An 18139-nucleotide genomic window follows, 5' to 3' on the forward strand; every position below is an offset into this window, starting at 1 on the left:
ATTAGAACTTTTATAATTGTCTGCAAAATCTTAATAAAAGCTAATGCTGCTTAATATTTTGTTCCTTTAGTTTTTCAAGTATTTCAGGAATCTTTTTTAAGGATACCATTTCTTTATATTTTGAGCGAGAATCATCTGCTGGAATTCCGAAATAACTTTTGCCGCCTTCTAAAGATTTACTAACACCTGATTTTGCCGATATAACGGCTTTTTTTCCAATGGTAATAGCACTAGCAATTCCAACTTGCCCCCATATAGTAACTTCATCTTCAATAACAACACAACCTGCAATCCCTACTTGGGAGGCAATTAAACATTTCTTGCCTATAACAGTATCATGCCCTACTTGTACTAAATTATCAATTTTTGTACCTGCTTTAATTGTGGTATCTCCTGTAACGCCCCTATCTATAGTGCATCCCGCTCCGATGTCTACATGATCTTCTAAAACAACACGGCCACTGGACTTTAAGCGATCATAGCCTTCAGGTCTATTCTTATAATAAAAGGCATTACTTCCCAATACGGATCCAGCGTGAATGGTCACATGGTTCCCTATAACAATATCATCATAAATACTTACATTGGAATGAATAACACAATGGTCACCGATAACGACATTATGACCAATAAAACTATTAGGTTGTACCACTGTATTACTGCCTATAACTGCAGTGCTTGCTATTTGGCTATTAGCAGGCTTAAATGGCTTGAAATGATTTGTTAGCTTATTGAAGTCCCTAAAAGGATCATCACTAATTAATAATGCTTTCCCAGAAGGGCAGGCTACTTCTTTATTAATAAGTATAATGGTCGCTGCAGAACTGAGTGCTTTGTCATAATATTTAGGATGATCGACAAAAACAATATCGCCAGGCTCTACGACATGAATTTCATTCATTCCGAGAACAGGAAAATGATCATCACCAATAAACGTACAATCAATTAATTGAGCAATATCTTTTAAAGTGTGTGGTTGTGGAAATTTCATAACTCAGTATTCAGTATACAGCATACAGTCTTCAGTATATGAGTAAGTGCTGCTTACTGAATACTGACAACTGCGGACTGGTTTATTATTCCTTAACACGTTCTTTATAAGTCCCTTTTTCAGTTTCAACTTTTATCTTGTCGCCTTCATTAATAAACAAAGGTACATTTACAGTTGCTCCTGTTTCAACAGTGGCAGGTTTAGTTGCATTGGTAGCAGTATTCCCTTTTACTCCAGGCTCGGTAGCAGTAACTTCCAATATAACACTTGCAGGCATTTCAACCGAGAGCGGCATATTGTCCTCAGAATTAATAATAACCGTTACAACTTCACCTTCTTTCATTAAATCTGGGCTATCTAAAGCTGCTTCAACTAATTGAATTTGCGAATAATCTTCGGTATTCATAAAGTGATAATAGTCTCCGTCATTGTATAAAAACTGGAACTTATGGGTTTCAACACGTACATCTTCCAATTTATGACCTGCTGAAAATGTATTGTCTATAACTTTTCCTGTAGTAACACTTTTCAACTTTGTTCTTACAAATGCAGGACCTTTTCCTGGTTTAACATGTAAAAATTCAATGATTTTATAAATATCATGATTGTATCTAATGCACAATCCGTTTCTAATGTCACTTGTAGTTGCCATAAATTCTTTTTTATAATAGTCGTTATTTTAATTAATTTGATTTGAAATACCCTTTCATGATGCCGCGATGTGAATTTTTTATGAATTGAAGAATTTCATCACGTTCTGGTGTTGCTTCCATTTCTGCCTCGATAATTTCCGAAGCTTGTGTATTATTATAATTTTTTTGATAGAGTATTCTGAAAATATTTTGAATCTCTCGTATTTTTTCTGTTGTAAATCCGCGTCTTCTCAGTCCCACCGAATTTATCCCAACATATGATAAAGGTTCACGAGCTGCTTTTACATAAGGGGGTACATCCTTTCTAACCAAAGACCCACCAGTAACAAAAGCATGGCTCCCTACGGATACAAATTGATGAACTGCTGTCATTCCTGCCAAAACAACATAGTCCCCTATTGTTATATGTCCTGCCAGTGTACTATTATTAGAGAAAATACAATTATTTCCAACAATACAGTCGTGTGCAATATGGCAGTAAGCCATGATTAAGCAGTTATCACCGATAACCGTTTTCATTCTATCTGCTGTCCCTCTGTTAATAGTAACACATTCCCTTATGGTAACGTTGTCTCCAATTTCTACAGTGGTATCTTCGTCATTATATTTTAAATCCTGAGGAACGGCAGAAATAACCGAGCCTGGAAAAATATTACAGTTTTTACCAATACGTGCACCTTCCATAATGGTTACGTTACTACCTATCCAGGTCCCCTCTCCTATTTTTACATTGTTATTAATAGTCGTGAAAGGTTCTATTACGACATTTTTAGCAATCTTGGCACCTGGGTGAACGTATGCTAGTGGTTGGTTCATATTTATTTTACTTTAGAGATTTGAGCCATTAATTCTGCTTCTGCACAAAGCTTACCATTGGCATAAGCATAACCTTGCATGTGGCAAATACCGCGGCGAATAGGAGTTATTAACGTACATTTAAATATTAACGTATCTCCGGGCATTACTTTTTGTTTAAACTTAACTTTATCCATTTTCATAAAGAAGGTCAGATAATTTTCTGGATCCGGAACGGTGTTAAGCACTAAAATACCTCCTGTTTGTGCCATAGCTTCTACAATTAAAACACCGGGCATTACAGGGGCTCCAGGAAAGTGCCCAGCAAAAAATGGCTCGTTCATTGTTACATTTTTTATAGCTGTAACATGATTATCCGTAAGTTCAAAAACTTTATCTATTAATAGGAATGGTTGTCTGTGAGGGAGCATGCCCATAATTTGATTAACATCCATTAATGGTGGTTGGTTCAAATCTATATTTGGCACATTGTTGCGACGTTCATTTTTTATTATCTTGGCCAATTTTTTGGCAAATTGTGTGTTCACAAAGTGACCAGGTTTATTTGCTATGACCTTGCCACGAATTCTTGTTCCTATAAGCGCTAAATCTCCTAAAACATCCAGCAACTTATGTCTTGCTGCTTCATTTGGGTGGTGCAACGTTAAATTATCTAAAATACCATTTGGCTTTACAGCTATGGAATCCTTTTTAAAGGCCACTCTCAGCTTTTCCATAGTTTCTGGAGATAAAGCCTTGTCAACATAAACAATGGCGTTATTTAGATCCCCTCCTTTGATTAATCCATGCTCTAGCAGCATTTCAATTTCATGTAAAAAACTAAATGTGCGGGAATTTGAAATATCCTTTTTAAAATCTGAAATTTTATTTAATGTAGCATTTTGGGTACCGAGAACTTTAGTACCAAAATCTACCATAGTGGTTATTTGGTATTCTTTGGAAGGCATCACTAAAATTTCACTACCCGTTTCTTCATCTGTATAAGAAACAATATCTGTAATGACAAACTCTTCCCTATAGGCATCAAGCTCTACAATACCTGCTTTTTCTATGGCATCAACAAAAAACTTGGAAGAACCATCCATAATAGGCGGCTCTGAATCATCCAACTCGATAATAACATTATCGACATCTAATCCAACCAATGCAGCAAGCACGTGTTCTGATGTTTGAATGGTTACGCCATTTTTTTCTAAACAGGTACCTCGTTGCGTATTGGTAACATAATTGGCATCAGCTTCAATAATAGGCGTGCCTTCTAAATCAGCACGTTTAAATGCCAATCCGAAATTAGCACTTGCTGGTTTGAAAGTTAAAGTAACATCTTTTCCTGTATGTAGGCCAACACCGGTTAAAGAGATTTCATTTTTAATAGTTTTTTGCTTTATTTCAGTATTAACTATTCCCATTTATTTTTTTCTAAATCATTAATATTTTTTACAATTTTAGGCAGGTTTTTAAAGTGCACATAGGACTTGTTATAATCATTCAAAGCTAGTGCAGGAGACCCTTGAAGGATTTCATTGTCCTTAACATTTCTGGCTATACCCGATTGTGCTTGAATTTTTACGTTGTTACCAATAGTAATATGTCCAGCAATACCTACTTGTCCTCCAATTTGACAATATTCGCCAATTTTAGTGGAGCCGGCAACACCAGATTGTGCTGCGATGACTGTATGTTGGCCTATTTCTACGTTATGGGCAATTTGAATTTGATTATCTAACTTCACCCCATTCCTTATTACGGTAGAACCCATCGTTGCTCTATCTATAGTAGTTCCAGCTCCTACATCAACGTTATCTTCTAAAATAACATTTCCTATTTGAGGTATTTTCTTGTAACTACCATCTGGATTTGGCGCAAAACCAAAACCATCTGCCCCAATGATAACTCCAGAGTTTATAACACAGGAATTGCCTATAATGGTATCTGAATAAATTTTGGCACCCGAAAAAACAATAGTGTCCTCTCCAATAGCAACATTGTCTCCTATATATACATTTGGAAATATTTTAACATTATTCCCTATTTTGGTATTGTCTCCTAAATATGAAAATGCTCCTAAATAAATATTATCACCAAACTTTGTGGATTTTGATATGTGCGAAGGCTCCTCAATTCCTACTTTGTTAAGTTTTGCAATATTATAATACTCAAGTAATTTAGTAAAGGAGGCATAGGCATCTTCAACTTTGATTAGTGTTGTGCCTATATCGTTTTCAGGGACAAAGCTTTTATTAACTATGGTCACCGACGCTCTTGTAGAATATATATATTGTGTGTATTTTGGATTGGATAGAAAAGTTAGAGAGCCCTGGACACCTTCTTCAATTTTAGATAATTTTGAAACTTCTACATCTGGATCACCAACAATATCACCTTCTAATATTCCTGCTATTTGTTGTGCTGTAAATTTCACACTGAAAAGTTTGTGGTTTTTTGTTTGACTGACGCAAAAATAGGAAAAATGTGCTAAAGTTTTTCATGTGCCGATGCTTATTGTTTTTAGAGGCACATGTCGCATTTTATTTTTTTTATTTGCAAAAATTAACTATATCGTTTCTTTTAGGATAACATATATAATATTTGGTCACTGGTTTTGATAAAGCTTTGAGATTAAGCTGATCTGAAGCTTTAACGATATCCTCAATTTTTCCTGTTTTATGTAAAATATTGATCCCTTGGTGCTTTAATTGATAAGCTTGATTCGAGATTTCTCCTGTAAACACAAAATATTTTGCTTCTTTTTCGCTTATCTTGTGTGTCGTAATTAAATCTTTAATATGTTTTTCAAGATTTTGCTTTTTAATGGCTTTTTTCTTCATTTTTATTTTTAATAAATCTCTGTTTATTATCATTTCGCTTAAATGTCTAAGCACAAAATCATCATGATGTTGCCAGTGTTTCATAGCCGAAATAATATCATAATCATCTAACTGGGAAAAGATCTCAAGTGTATCGTTGTCGAAATTGTCGATCACTATTTTATTCTCTAAAAAGAACAGCAAAGCTTTACTAGCTTCTAACTTAACCCCTTTGTTATGCAGTTCCTTAGCACGTTTTAAAACCCGAATTAACAATTGTTCTGCTACCAACCCCGTTTTATGCAAGTAAACTTGCCAATACATGAGACGTCTGGCTACTAAAAATTTCTCAACACTATAAATGCCTTTTTCCTCAACTACTAATTCGTCATTAACGACATTAAGCATGGTGATTAATCTCTCGCTATTTATATTGCCTTCTGCTACTCCAGTATAAAAACTGTCTCTTTTTAAATAATCGGCCCGATCCATGTCCAATTGCCCAGAAATAAGTTGGCACATAAACTTTCTATAGTATTTACCTTTGAAAATTTGAATAGCAAGCGTTAAACTTCCGTTAAATTCTTTATTTAATCGCTCCATAAAAAGTAAAGAAATGTCTTCGTGCGATACATTATCTACAATACTATGTTCCATAGCATGAGAGAAAGGTCCATGGCCTATATCATGCAATAGAATAGCTACGTATAGCCCTTTTTCCTCTTCATTGGAAATCGTAACCCCTTTAAAACGAAGTACATTGACAGCTTGTTGCATTAAATGCACACAGCCTATAGCATGATGAAACCTCGTGTGGTGCGCCCCAGGATAAACCAAATAAGACATACCCATTTGGGTAATTCTACGCAGCCGTTGAAAATATTTATGCTGAATTAAATCGAAAATAAGCGAATTTGGAATAGTAATAAATCCGTAAATTGGGTCGTTTAATATTTTAAGTTTGTTCAAACTTGAAAAGGTTAATGTTTAATAGACACAAATATAATTATATGTAGTCTATAATATTATAGAAGTGGTTTAAACTTTTTTTATCACTCCTAATGGACAATTAAAATTATTACCGATAAATGATTAATAAATACATTTAAATGAATACAATACAAATACTTTGGGTAGATGATGAAATTGATCTACTAAAACCCCATATACTATTTCTGGAAAAACGCCATTATAAAGTGACAACATGCAAAAGTGGCAGTGAAGCTATTGATGCGATAGATGATAAAAATTTTGACATCGTATTCTTAGACGAGAATATGCCCGGACTCACAGGCCTTGAAACTTTAAATGAAATAAAGGAAAAGCGGGATAGCCTTCCTGTTGTCATGATTACCAAAAGTGAAGAAGAATATATCATGGAAGAAGCTATTGGCAATAAAATAGCAGATTACCTTATTAAGCCTGTAAATCCAAATCAAATTTTATTAAGCTTAAAGAAGAACCTGGATCATTCCCGATTAGTTTCAGAAAAAACGACTTCAAACTACCAGCAAGAATTTAGGAAAATCTCAATGGATTTATCTATGATTAATTCTTATGAAGAGTGGGTTAATTTATATCAGAAACTTATCTATTGGGAAATTCAGCTTGAAGATATTGAAGACGCCGGGATGTTTGGAATTTTAGAGTCTCAAAAAAATGAGGCCAATATTCAGTTTGGTAAGTTTATAGAAAAGAATTATGCCGATTGGTTTAAGCCAAACTCAGAATCGCCCATCATGTCGCACATGCTTTTTAAAGAAAAAATTGCTCCTGAGATCAGTAAAGACCAACCAACGGTTTTAATTGTTATTGATAATTTACGTTATGACCAATGGAAAGTTTTTGAACCTATAATTAACAACTATTATAAAAAAATTAAAGAAGACGCTTTTTTTAGCATTCTACCAACTGCTACTCAATATGCCCGCAATGCTATTTTTTCTGGGTTAATGCCTAGTGAAATGGAAAAATTGTTTCCAGAGTATTGGAAAAACGATACCGATGATGGTGGTAAGAATTTGCATGAAGCAGCTTTTTTAAATACACAAATGAAGCGATTAGGGCTAACCCATTTTAATTATGATTATCACAAAATAACAAACCTGAAAAATGGCAAGAAATTGGCTGATAATTTTAAATCGCTCAAAAGCAATGACTTAACAGTTATTGTATATAATTTTGTCGATATGTTATCACATTCCAAAACAGAGATGGAGGTGGTTAAAGAATTGGCTTCTAACGATAAGGCATATCGGTCTTTAGCTTTAAGTTGGTTTAAAAACTCACCTCTTTTGGAGATGATACAACAGGCCCAACAATTAGGGTTTAAGCTTATTTTAACAACAGACCACGGCACCATTAATGTTAAAAACCCGTCAAAAGTAATTGGAGATAGAGATACAAGCTTAAACCTTCGTTATAAAACCGGAAGGAGCTTAACTTATGATGATAAAGATGTCCTGGTCTTTAAAAACCCAAAAGATGCTCATCTACCATCCATAAAAATGAGTAGCTCTTACATTTTTGCAAAAAGCGACTTGTTTTTTGCATATCCAAATAATTATAACCATTATGTAAGTTACTTTAGAAACACCTATCAGCATGGTGGTGTTTCTCTTGAGGAAATGATTATCCCTTTTGTAGTATTTAACCCAAAATAACCTATTAAAAGCAAAAAACATCGATAAAATACGTATTTTTTATTGCTTTTCTGCATTTTTATGGTTATACTTGCGTATAAAATTTAGTGAAATTGGAAATTGATTTTAGCCTAAATGATGTTGAAAACGTTGCAAAACAGCTCATTGAAAATGTAAAAACTAAAACATTATTATTTTATGGAGATATGGGAGTTGGTAAAACAACATTGATAAAAGCCATAGTAAAAGTTTTAGGTAGTGTCGATGAAGTAAGCAGCCCAACATTTTCTATTGTAAATGAGTATCAATTAAATAATGACAAAGTATACCATTTTGATTTATATCGGATCAATGATTTAGAAGAAGCGTATAATTTTGGAATAGAAGATTACATTGACTCTGATAATTGGAAATTAATTGAATGGCCAGAAAAAATCAAGCCAATACTTACTGACCAATTTGATAGTATTGATTTGGAATTAGGTTCCAATAACAGAATTTTAAGATTAAATTTATTGGAAAAATAATAACATAAATTATTAGCTTATACAAATAAATAACATGAAAAATGCTTCGAATTTTGAAGTTTTACGGTAAAACCACATCGTAAATTTTTAAAAAGCTTGATTTTAACATTTTTTTAACATTTCAAGAAAAACTTCAAAATAGTCTTTAGTTACATTTGGGTATATTAATTAATAAATCCCTTTAAAAATGAAAACTAAAAAGTATTTGATTGCAATTGCAATCTTCGGAGGAATGTTGTTTATGGCTCAAGCTGCTGACGCTTTTAACCAAGATGGACAACAAACAGCAAAAATTGACAAAACCAAAGTTAAAATCCCAGGTCAATAACAAAAAAGAGTTTATAATAGGGAGCGTAATAGCTACTTGTATAGCTATTACCCCTTATTTATTTACATTATGGGAAAGTGTCCCTAGTCAAAAGACTTGGGACACTTTTTTTGGTACATATGCAAGTAATTATTATGAAGATGTCCAAATTTTATCTTGGACCTTACTTGGGAAAATTATTCCTCTTTTATTATTGTTCATTTGGATTTTCACATGTAGACATTGGTGGTATCATATTATTTTAGTACCTATTGCTATGTACATTTTTCAAATAATAGAAGTGCTTAACGATGACTTGAGGTTTGCTGAAGAAAATCAGATTATTTATTTATTACCTGTTATGGCCATAATGATCCCGTCAATTTATTTGATTAGAGCTCGTATTTTCAATAAAATAAATGAAGCAAATAAATCTCTAGAAGAATTGGAAGAAGAATTTAAATTATCGCCTAAAAACTTTTGGGGGAAAGTCAAGGAGTATTTTTAATTTAATCGATCTCTTTCCTGTAAATCAATTTCTTTTTTATTAGTGTTTAATCTAAAGTTTCCAAATTTATAGTTAAACCCAAATGTAAGCAACCTATTCTCCATTCTGGAATTTAAAAATACATCTTGATTTAAATATTTAGTCGTTTGCGTAAAGTTTTGCGTGTTAAAAATATCTTTAACGCCAATGCTCAAAGATGCCCTATTATTCCAAAATGTCTTTCTTAAATTAATATCCAGTCCGGATCTGTTGCTTATTATAGAGGGGCCTTCTGCTAAAGGTGAAATATATAAAAAGGATAGATCTGCGGTTAAGCTCTTATCCTTTAAAAAGGAAAAATAGTTAATTATTTGTCCATACAAAGACCATTTATCATTAGTTGTTATTTCATTATTACTTTCTAAAGCAAAAAACTGATTGTCATAATAGAAAAGGGAGGATAGTACGTATAGAGACCAATGATCGGTAAGCTTAGTATAAGTTGTAAAGTCTAATCCGTACGAGATGCTTCTATCAATATTGGTATTAATATATTTTAAGACAGCAGCATCATTATCCTGAAATACGATTTCTAATGTCGGGTTATTTTCATTGCGATAGTAAAGTTCTAAAGTATATGTATTGTTTAGTGTATATCCAAACGTAAATATATCATCTATTTGAGGTTTTAAGTTTGGATCTCCTGTTACATAGGCATTATCATTTAAGAAATATTTGAAAGGGTTTAATTGGCTATACCTAGGTCGATGAATACGTCTGTTATAGTTAAAATACAGTTCGTTTTTTTTGTTTAGCCTATGTAGCAAGTAAAATGAGGGAAACAACTTTAAATAATTATTATTACTTTTTTGATTAGCTGATAAAGAGTTCCCTTTAATATCGGTGTATTCGCCTCTTACTCCAGATTTAAAACTCCAATGGTCCCAATTTTTGGAATAACTTATATAAGCTGCATAATTAGTTTCATCATATAAAAAAGTATCTGAATTTTGTAAATCCTCTATTTTTATGTCATTTTCAAAAATAAATTGATTTAAAACATTCTTAGAATTAATATTAGAGACCTTGCTCCCTGCTTCAAATTGTGCTGTACTATTTATTGGTAACTCATAATCTACTTGACTTGTATATAATTTTATGACCTGGCTCGAAAAGGTTTGAAACCTATTACTTCGTATAAGTGCATTATCAGGAAAACGATAATCGGTATCTACATTTTGGAAACTCGAAAAATCATAGTTGGTATGATGGGTGCTTATAGAGAGCTTCTCCCCTTCCTTTTTAAATTTATGAACATAATCAAGCGTAAAAGCCAAATTAAAGGTTTCATCCACTTTGCGGTTTAAAGTATTAAAGGTAGAATCCAATAATTTACTTGAATTAAAAACTTTTGTTAGCGAGTTAATGGAAGTCTTGGTCTGATTCCTAGGAACGATGAGCATACTTGTAGAAAAACCCAGACTATTATGGCTGTCTATATCATAATCAATATTAGCATTTATGTTTTGGTTAGAAGTTTCCCGTATTCTTTTATAATCTGTTTCCCAACTTGATGTATTTTGATTGTTATTATTTATAAAATTTATAGATTCATTATTATGTCTAAAGTCTTTTCTGGGACTTATGGTGTAGTTAATATAGGTGTTTAGTTTTTTAGCTTTAAAAAAATGACTTGTTCCAAACGAATATTTGGGAAATTCCGAGCCTTGTCTATAATTTCCAAAAGCACTTCCATGATAGCCAGCTATGATGTTTTTGCCAGTCACAATGTTAAGTACGGCACCACCTTCTGCTTCATACTTCGCAGGTGGGTTTGTTATGACTTCAATCGATTTTACATTCGTAGCAGAGGTGCCCTCTAAAAGTTGCCGGATCTCACTTGAAGACAAATACACTTTTCTATCATTTATATATATCGTGGGTGTTGATTGTTTTATGGTTATAGCACCATCATGAACTAAAACCCCAGGTGTATGCCTTAAAACATCCAAAACATTATTATTTGATAATGTAGAGTTCTCTACATTAAATACCAGACGATCCACCATGCGATTAATTGTTGGTCTTTTTGCAACCACCATTACCCCATCAAGCATTTCCAGACTTTCTTCAAGTACAATCGTGTCAAAATGAATATTTCTGTCAAGTTCAACTCTAGTAGAATATGCTTTAAAGCCAAGGAAGCTAACCTTAAATATATAATCACCCGCTTTTAGGTTTTCAATTATAAAATACCCTTTTTCATCTGTAGTAGTACCGTGTGTGATTTTTAGATTTTCTAAACTTGTAATCAACACATTAGCATATGCTATTGAATGAGCATCATCATCTTTAACATAACCATTTAGCCTATATTCTTGAGAAAAAGATACTAGGGGAAACAGCAGAATAAAATGATAAAATAAATTTTTAAGCATAAATGTATTTGATAGTGCAAACTTATAAATATTAATTTAAAACATTTTGTAGATGGGCCTTAAAAATAATATTTATTTTCTTACATAAATTTAAATCAAAATATTAATCTTGTTGGCTTTTAAAAAACTCAAATAATTATTTTTATTTGTATTAACAATAGAAAATTTATTTGTAATTTGATTTTTTATTAGTGAAACTCTATTTAGAAAAGTTGCGAAGCAATATTTCCAAAATTGGTAGTTGAACTAATCCCGCTTTTTTAGCGGGATCTTTAGATATAATATCTCGAAGCTTGCTTCGGAACATAAAAAATATTTCTTATTGAATGCCTCGTATGCTTGCATCGAGGTAGTTTACTAATAGAGCTAGCCATGTCGAAATCACTTTCTCCTTTTACTAAGGAGCAACTTTTACCTCAAGAAGAAACCCTTGAATTACGAAAGCGTAAGGGAGAATTGTTTATAGGGATACCTAAAGAGATTGCTTTTCAAGAAAAACGTATCTGTTTAACACCAGATGCTGTATTTGCTTTGGTAAGTAACGGACATAAAGTACTGCTTGAATCTGGAGCAGGAAACGGTGCCAGTTTTAGTGATAAGGATTATAGTGAAGCTGGTGCTGAAATCACAAAGGATACGGCAAAAGTATTTGCATGCCCTATGATTCTTAAAGTTGAGCCACCTAGTATAGAACAGATTAAACTTATTAATCCGCAAACGATATTAATATCGGCGCTACAGATAAAGACCCAATCTAAAAAATATTTTGAAGCATTGGCCTCAAAGCGAATCACGGCATTGGCTTTTGAGTTTATTCGTGATGCCGATGGTGCATACCCTGCAGTAAGATCATTAAGTGAAATTGCAGGAACGGCGTCTGTCTTAATAGCATCAGAGTTATTGTCTGATACTAAAAACGGTAATGGTATAATGTTTGGAAATATTAGCGGAGTTCCCCCTATAGAGGTCGTTATATTGGGGGCTGGTACCGTTGGGGAATTTGCAGCAAGAAGCTCGATTGGATTGGGTGCAAATGTAAAAGTTTTTGATAATTCTATCACAAAATTAAGACGTATACAAACCAACTTAGGTCGGCCTTTCTTTACATCTACAATCACGCCAAAAAGTTTAACAAAAGCTCTTAAGCGCTGTAATGTTGTTATTGGAGCGGTACGAGGAACGAATAGAGCTCCAATAATAGTTTCAGAGGATATGGTACGATCCATGAAAAAAGGTGCCATCATCATAGATGTAAGTATAGATATGGGAGGTTGTATTGAAACTAGCGAAATAACGACACATAAAAGCCCCATATTTATTAAGCATGATGTGGTACATTATTGTGTTCCCAATATTCTAGCTAGGTATTCACGTACTGCATCTGTTTCCTTAAGTAACTTTTTTACACCTTATTTATTAAAAATTGCTGAAGAGGGCGGTATAGAAAATTCTTTAAGATTTGATAAGGGTTTGAAAAATGGATTGTATTTTTACCACGGAATTTTAACTAGTAAATCTGTAGGTGATTGGTTCGATTTAGATTTTAGCGATGTTAATTTGCTTATTTTTTGATTGATCACACACAATTCTGATTTATTTCACTAAACACATTAAATGAAACTTATTCAGCGCATTGGTTATTATCTTGGTGGTTTTTCTATCGGATTAATAATTTTAGCTTTCTTTTTAAATGGAAAAAAAACATCTTGCAGCTATGGTCCAGATGCTAGGGTTTTAAAGAATATTAGGCTAAAAAAAATTATCTACGGTAACCATATTCAAGCTCATTTACAGCATTATAACCTAGACTCTATAGCTATAAATCATATTTTAAAAAAAGGAAGTATTGATTTTTCTAAAAGTAAAGCAAGACTAGAACCATGCGGTCTATACAATATTGTAGGTGAATTTGAAAAAAAAGAAATCATTTTAACTGTTGAAAATTGTGATAGTATAGCTACTATAACCCATTTAGAAATAGAATAGTGCATGCTCACGAGAATGTTAAACCTGAGGCCCTGCATGATACTGAAAATAAGTTCAGCACATGAAGTCGGATTAGCCTACCGCTCAACAAGTGTAGACTAAATAATTTTATAACTTAATAAATGCTTAAACGGAGTTTCGATGTTGTTTTTTCTATAATAGGGTTATTTATGCTGTTTCCATTTTTAATATTAATTGCCCTTTTGATTAAACTGGATTCCAAAGGACCTGTTCTTTTTGTTCAAGGACGTGTTGGCAAAAACAATATAGATTTCAATATTTTTAAGTTCCGTACCATGCGTGTGCAATCTCAAGGTAAAGGGCTCCTTACCCTAGGAAATAACGATTCCAGAATAACTAAAATGGGCTATTTTTTAAGACGCTATAAAATTGATGAATTTCCCCAGCTTATAAATATTTTAAAAGGTGATATGAGTTTTGTGGGACCAAGACCAGAATTAAGATATTATGTGAATTTTTACAGTGAGAGTGATATGGAAATCTTTACTGTTAGACCAGGTATTACAGGACTAGCATCTTTAAAATACAGAAATGAAGTAGAGCTTTTGAAAGCAGCTAAAAATCCAGAAGATTTTTTCATTAACACCATTATTCCAGATAAATTAAAATACAACAAAGCATATATTAGAAAAAGAAATTTCTTTTTTGATTTGAAGATTATAGCTATTACGATAATTAAAGTTATCACCAAATAGGTAGAGAAGCGCCGTACCTGTAATAGCTTTATAGGCTAATGGATTTTCTAAGTTAGGACCTGAACGATGTATTTCTGCTTTTTTCTGTTGTATTTGGCATAAAATATTATTATTCATACTTTGTGCGTCACAGCAAAATATGTATTCAATCGGTATAAGCGGCAAAGCTAAATTCAAATATGAATAAATCTACTCCTAGTAATATAGATCGATTATTAATTGATTCCGGATTATTTCCCGGTAAAAAAACATCCAAAAAACTATTAAACAATTTTAATTTTTCTAATGAGATTATCCTAATTACGGGAGCTGCTGGTTCTATAGGAAATGAGCTTTCAAAACAATTGTTGAGATGTAGCTTTAAAAAACTTATTCTTATTGATATTGCAGAATCCCCGCTTTATGATCTTATAAAAGATATGGAGTTTGAAGATACTAGTAAGGTTCATTTTTCGCTCCTAAACATCACAAAAAAACAATCTCTAAGACAGCTTTTTGAAACTTACAAACCAACGCTCGTTTTTCATGCTGCTGCATACAAACATGTGCCTTTACTGGAAGATAATCCATATGAAGCCATCGAACTGAATATTTTTGGAACGAAGTTATTAGCCGACTTATCTGTAGAATATGGTACAAAAAAGTTTGTCTTTATTTCTACAGACAAAGCAGTAAACCCAATAAGCGTCATGGGAATGTCTAAACGTATTGCAGAAAACTACCTGAATTATTTATCGATTAAATCAAAAACGCGATTTTCCATCACTCGATTTGGTAATATACTGGGTTCCAACGGGTCTGTTTTGACTCTTTTTAAAAAGCAAATAGAATCGAGTATGCCACTTACGGTTACAAATAAAAGTATGTCCCGTTATTTTATTAGTAAGAGCAAAGCCTGTACTTTAATATTACGGGTTGCTACTTTTCATAGCAAGGAAAACAATATTTTTACTTTTAATATGGGCGAATCTATTAAAATAATTGACTTAGCAGAAAGGCTGGTATTATTATATAGCAATATTGGTAAAAAAATTGATATTAAGATGACAGAATTACGTCCAGGGGAAAAACTTCATGAGCATATCGTTTCAAAACATGAAACATTAATACCAACCGATAACAAAAATATTCTATTAGTTAAATCGAAAAACAATTTTGAACCTAAGCAAATTGACTTTACCGAACTGGCAAATATTACGCCTAATATACCCCATTTAGAAATTAAATCTATTTTAAAAAAATATGTTTAAGTTAGTGCTTTCCGACGTTTCTTTTCTTTACTTAAAAGTGATAGCTCTCTACCCGTTTGCCCAGCAACAGAAGTATTCTCTTCTGCTCTTCTAATTAAATAAGGCATCACATCCTTTACAGGGCCAAAAGGTATATATTTAGCAACATTGTAACCTTTATCTGCCAGATTAAAACTAATATGATCGCTCATGCCATATAATTGTCCGAACCAAATACGACTATCGTTATTCTTTAAATTTTTATTGGCCATTAATTCCATCAACAAATAAGAGCTATTCTCATTATGGGTCCCAGCAAATAAAGACATCCTATCTAAGTTGTCGATCATATAAAGTAAAGCCTTGTCGAAATTTTCGTCGGTAGCGAATTTACTTATACAGATAGGAGAAATATAGCCTTTTTCTTTGGCCCTATCATTTTCTTTTTCCATATAAGCACCACGAACCAATTTATAACCAAGATAATAATTACCTTCATTAGCTTTTTGATGCTCGTTCTTTAAAAATGCCAATCGATCATGTCTATACATTTGCAATGTATTATATACTATGGGCTTTTCTGTATTATATTTTTGCATCATGGCCGTTACCAAATCATCTGCTGCATCTTGCATCCAACTTTCTTCAGCATCAATAAGAACTGCCACATCGTTTTCTTTAGCTTTTTTACAAACTATATCAAACCTATTTACAATATTAGCCCATTCTTCCTGTTCTTTTTGGTTTAGTGCCGTACCACTACCAACTTTTTCATATAAAGCTAACCTGCCAAATCCTGTTGGTTTAAAAACAGCAATTGGAATAGCCTCAATATCTTTAGCAAAATCAATAATATTAAGTATCGTATTTACAGCAGAATCAAACTCGCCTTCGCTTTCTTTTCCTTCAACAGAATAATCTAAAACCGAGCTCACACCATTTAAGAACATTTTATTTATTACCGGCAAGCAATCCTCTTCATTAACACCACCGCAAAAATGATCAAATACGGTAGAACGAATTAAGCCTTCAATGGGCAAATTAGCCTTAATAGCAAGGTTCGTAGCGGCTGTCCCTATCCTAACTAAGGGCTCAATAGATATCATTTTAAACAAAAAATAAGCGCGCTCTAATTCAGAATCACTCTTTAATGAGAATGCGATCTCTGTGTTATCAAATATTCGATTCATACTCTTGCAAAAATTTGTGCAAATATAATTATATCTATATGTCATTTTATGTAAAATCTCCTTAATTTCACACCATTTAAAAATAATAATTATTTTATGGATTCTATTATTACAAACGAATGCGCCATTCATTTTAATGATGCTTGCTATGTTTCTTTAAATAAACACATTAAGAGCAAAAACTTTTCTAAAATTTTTATTTTAGTTGATGAAAATACACATCAGCATTGCCTTCCTTATTTTTTAGAAAAACTGGAAACCGATGTAGTCGTTGAAATTATAGAAATTGAATCTGGAGAAATTAATAAAACAATAGATACTTGTGTTGGCATTTGGAATACACTTTCTGATTTAGATGCGGATAGAAAAAGTTTGCTTATAAATATTGGAGGTGGCGTTATTACAGATTTAGGAGGTTTTGTTGCCTGTACTTTTAAAAGAGGTATCGCTTATATTAATGTTCCTACTACCCTATTATCTATGGTCGATGCATCGGTTGGTGGAAAAACAGGAGTCGATCTAGGACATTTAAAAAATCAAATAGGGGTTATTAGCAATCCTAATCTGGTACTAATAGACTCTAAGTTCCTGAACACCCTACCACAAAACCAAATGCGCTCGGGCTTGGCCGAAATGCTAAAACATGGTTTAATTAGTGATGCCATTTACTGGAATAAATTTAAGGAGTTGTCAAAATTGACTTTAAACGACCTAGACGTTTTAATTTATGAATCTGTATTGATAAAAAAGAATGTCATTGAAAAGGATCCATATGAAGATAATTTACGTAAAACTTTAAATTTTGGTCATACACTTGGTCATGCCATAGAATCCTATTTTTTAAGCAATCCTAACAAAATAACATTGTTACATGGAGAAGCTATTATAGTAGGAATGATTTTGGCTTGCTATATCTCTACAGAATTGGTAGGGTTCCCTAAGCAAATGACTTTAGATATTAAGAGCTTATTCATTAATTATTATGGCAAGGTTAAAATCAATGAAGATGAATATCCTGCTATCATTGAATTGCTTAAATATGACAAAAAGAACAATCATGGCAATATTAATTTTGTCCTTTTAGAATCGATAGGTAATCCCAAAATAGATTGCTTGGTTGAAGACAGAATAATAGTAGATGCTTTTCATTTTTATGATAACTAATAAACTTACCTCGAAGTAAGGTTTAAGGTATAAAATCCAAAGATCCCGCTAGATACTAAAACATGTTCAGCACACGAAATGGGATGAGCCTGCTCCAGCTAAGATGTGTTCAACTATCAATTTTGAATATATGGTTTCGCTATTTTTCAAAATTAAGTTTTCCTGCCATGCAATGTGCGTGGACTA

Annotated in this window: 17 protein-coding genes; 9 read left to right on the forward strand and 8 right to left on the reverse strand. The window is 32.7% G+C overall.

The genetic code is table 11. The annotated features are described in order from the left end of the window. Window positions 1–40 precede the first annotated feature (40 nt). From PQO00_RS07285 to PQO00_RS07310, 6 genes are all read right to left on the reverse strand, one after another. On the reverse strand, window positions 41–991 hold the full coding sequence (locus tag PQO00_RS07285; protein ID WP_274184176.1) for a UDP-3-O-(3-hydroxymyristoyl)glucosamine N-acyltransferase: 951 nt from the start codon (window positions 989–991) through the stop codon (window positions 41–43). 85 nt (window positions 992–1076) lie between these two features. Further along, the gene (gene efp / locus PQO00_RS07290) at window positions 1077–1643 is read right to left on the reverse strand and encodes an elongation factor P (protein ID WP_274184177.1); all 567 of its coding nucleotides are present in this window, start codon (window positions 1641–1643) and stop codon (window positions 1077–1079) included. Window positions 1644–1674: 31 nt separating this feature from the next. Further along, window positions 1675–2460, reverse strand: a complete 786-nt coding sequence (lpxA, locus tag PQO00_RS07295; RefSeq protein WP_274184178.1) for an acyl-ACP--UDP-N-acetylglucosamine O-acyltransferase — start codon at window positions 2458–2460, stop codon at window positions 1675–1677. A gap of 2 nt (window positions 2461–2462) precedes the next feature. Then, a complete protein-coding gene (locus PQO00_RS07300) occupies window positions 2463–3869 on the reverse strand; it encodes a bifunctional UDP-3-O-[3-hydroxymyristoyl] N-acetylglucosamine deacetylase/3-hydroxyacyl-ACP dehydratase (protein ID WP_274184179.1) in 1407 nt (468 codons plus the stop codon). Then, on the reverse strand, window positions 3860–4882 hold the full coding sequence (gene lpxD / locus PQO00_RS07305) for a UDP-3-O-(3-hydroxymyristoyl)glucosamine N-acyltransferase (RefSeq protein ID WP_274184180.1): 1023 nt from the start codon (window positions 4880–4882) through the stop codon (window positions 3860–3862). Before lpxD ends, PQO00_RS07300 begins: the two co-directional genes overlap by 10 nt. 115 nt (window positions 4883–4997) lie before the next feature. Next, window positions 4998–6236: an HD domain-containing protein gene (locus tag PQO00_RS07310; RefSeq protein WP_274184181.1), complete on the reverse strand. Its 1239-nt coding sequence runs from the start codon at window positions 6234–6236 to the stop codon at window positions 4998–5000. A 140-nt stretch (window positions 6237–6376) separates the two neighbouring features. Between PQO00_RS07310 and PQO00_RS07315 the strand changes: the two genes are divergently transcribed. The 4 genes from PQO00_RS07315 (at window position 6377) to PQO00_RS07330 (ending at window position 9251) form a co-directional block, all read left to right on the forward strand. After that, window positions 6377–7930: a bifunctional response regulator/alkaline phosphatase family protein gene (locus tag PQO00_RS07315; protein WP_274184182.1), complete on the forward strand. Its 1554-nt coding sequence runs from the start codon at window positions 6377–6379 to the stop codon at window positions 7928–7930. Between the two features lie 86 nt (window positions 7931–8016). Then, complete coding sequence (gene tsaE / locus PQO00_RS07320; protein WP_337992829.1) at window positions 8017–8436, forward strand: tRNA (adenosine(37)-N6)-threonylcarbamoyltransferase complex ATPase subunit type 1 TsaE; 420 nt, start codon at window positions 8017–8019, stop codon at window positions 8434–8436. A gap of 187 nt (window positions 8437–8623) precedes the next feature. Then, complete coding sequence (locus PQO00_RS07325; RefSeq protein WP_274184183.1) at window positions 8624–8764, forward strand: hypothetical protein; 141 nt, start codon at window positions 8624–8626, stop codon at window positions 8762–8764. Next, window positions 8730–9251 (forward strand): hypothetical protein, encoded by a 522-nt coding sequence (locus PQO00_RS07330; protein WP_274184184.1) that lies wholly within the window; start codon window positions 8730–8732, stop codon window positions 9249–9251. Before PQO00_RS07325 ends, PQO00_RS07330 begins: the two co-directional genes overlap by 35 nt. Here the strand turns inward: PQO00_RS07330 and PQO00_RS07335 are convergent. Further along, window positions 9248–11668, reverse strand: coding sequence for an outer membrane beta-barrel protein (locus PQO00_RS07335; RefSeq protein ID WP_274184185.1), 2421 nt, complete (start codon window positions 11666–11668; stop codon window positions 9248–9250). The two genes, PQO00_RS07330 and PQO00_RS07335, sit on opposite strands and share 4 nt — an antisense overlap. Window positions 11669–12040: 372 nt before the next feature. Here PQO00_RS07335 and PQO00_RS07340 point away from each other — a divergent pair, with 372 nt between their 5' ends. The 4 genes from PQO00_RS07340 to PQO00_RS07355 all read left to right on the forward strand — a co-directional run bounded on the left by PQO00_RS07340 (window position 12041) and on the right by PQO00_RS07355 (window position 15620). Then, window positions 12041–13240 (forward strand): alanine dehydrogenase, encoded by a 1200-nt coding sequence (locus tag PQO00_RS07340; RefSeq protein ID WP_274184186.1) that lies wholly within the window; start codon window positions 12041–12043, stop codon window positions 13238–13240. A 42-nt stretch (window positions 13241–13282) separates the two neighbouring features. After that, a complete protein-coding gene (locus PQO00_RS07345; protein ID WP_274184187.1) occupies window positions 13283–13654 on the forward strand; it encodes a hypothetical protein in 372 nt (123 codons plus the stop codon). Window positions 13655–13776: 122 nt separating this feature from the next. After that, complete coding sequence (locus PQO00_RS07350) at window positions 13777–14370, forward strand: sugar transferase (protein ID WP_274184188.1); 594 nt, start codon at window positions 13777–13779, stop codon at window positions 14368–14370. Window positions 14371–14549: 179 nt separating this feature from the next. Next, complete coding sequence (locus PQO00_RS07355; protein WP_274184189.1) at window positions 14550–15620, forward strand: SDR family NAD(P)-dependent oxidoreductase; 1071 nt, start codon at window positions 14550–14552, stop codon at window positions 15618–15620. Here the strand turns inward: PQO00_RS07355 and PQO00_RS07360 are convergent. Further along, complete coding sequence (locus tag PQO00_RS07360; RefSeq protein ID WP_274184190.1) at window positions 15617–16789, reverse strand: proline dehydrogenase family protein; 1173 nt, start codon at window positions 16787–16789, stop codon at window positions 15617–15619. The genes PQO00_RS07355 and PQO00_RS07360 overlap by 4 nt on opposite strands. A gap of 96 nt (window positions 16790–16885) precedes the next feature. On the opposite strand from PQO00_RS07360, the gene aroB reads away from it, so the two are divergent. Further along, a complete protein-coding gene (aroB, locus tag PQO00_RS07365) occupies window positions 16886–17953 on the forward strand; it encodes a 3-dehydroquinate synthase (RefSeq protein WP_274184191.1) in 1068 nt (355 codons plus the stop codon). Window positions 17954–18139: the final 186 nt, after the last annotated feature.

Source organism: Flavivirga sp. 57AJ16, assembly GCF_028736925.1.
Classification (GTDB): domain Bacteria; phylum Bacteroidota; class Bacteroidia; order Flavobacteriales; family Flavobacteriaceae; genus Flavivirga.

Excerpts from the sequence above, each read along its gene's own strand:
- lpxA (WP_274184178.1), bottom strand. The coding sequence starts at position 2,460 with ATGAACCAACCACTAGCATACGTTCACCCAGGTGCCAAGATTGCTAAA.
- PQO00_RS07355 (WP_274184189.1), top strand. The coding sequence starts at position 14,550 with ATGAATAAATCTACTCCTAGTAATATAGATCGATTATTAATTGATTCC.
- PQO00_RS07325 (WP_274184183.1), top strand. The coding sequence starts at position 8,624 with ATGAAAACTAAAAAGTATTTGATTGCAATTGCAATCTTCGGAGGAATG.
- PQO00_RS07340 (WP_274184186.1), top strand. The coding sequence starts at position 12,041 with ATGTCGAAATCACTTTCTCCTTTTACTAAGGAGCAACTTTTACCTCAA.
- PQO00_RS07300 (WP_274184179.1), bottom strand. The coding sequence starts at position 3,869 with ATGGGAATAGTTAATACTGAAATAAAGCAAAAAACTATTAAAAATGAA.
- PQO00_RS07345 (WP_274184187.1), top strand. The coding sequence starts at position 13,283 with ATGAAACTTATTCAGCGCATTGGTTATTATCTTGGTGGTTTTTCTATC.
- PQO00_RS07285 (WP_274184176.1), bottom strand. The coding sequence starts at position 991 with ATGAAATTTCCACAACCACACACTTTAAAAGATATTGCTCAATTAATT.
- PQO00_RS07315 (WP_274184182.1), top strand. The coding sequence starts at position 6,377 with ATGAATACAATACAAATACTTTGGGTAGATGATGAAATTGATCTACTA.
- efp (WP_274184177.1), bottom strand. The coding sequence starts at position 1,643 with ATGGCAACTACAAGTGACATTAGAAACGGATTGTGCATTAGATACAAT.
- PQO00_RS07335 (WP_274184185.1), bottom strand. The coding sequence starts at position 11,668 with ATGCTTAAAAATTTATTTTATCATTTTATTCTGCTGTTTCCCCTAGTA.
- PQO00_RS07360 (WP_274184190.1), bottom strand. The coding sequence starts at position 16,789 with ATGAATCGAATATTTGATAACACAGAGATCGCATTCTCATTAAAGAGT.
- PQO00_RS07350 (WP_274184188.1), top strand. The coding sequence starts at position 13,777 with ATGCTTAAACGGAGTTTCGATGTTGTTTTTTCTATAATAGGGTTATTT.
- aroB (WP_274184191.1), top strand. The coding sequence starts at position 16,886 with ATGGATTCTATTATTACAAACGAATGCGCCATTCATTTTAATGATGCT.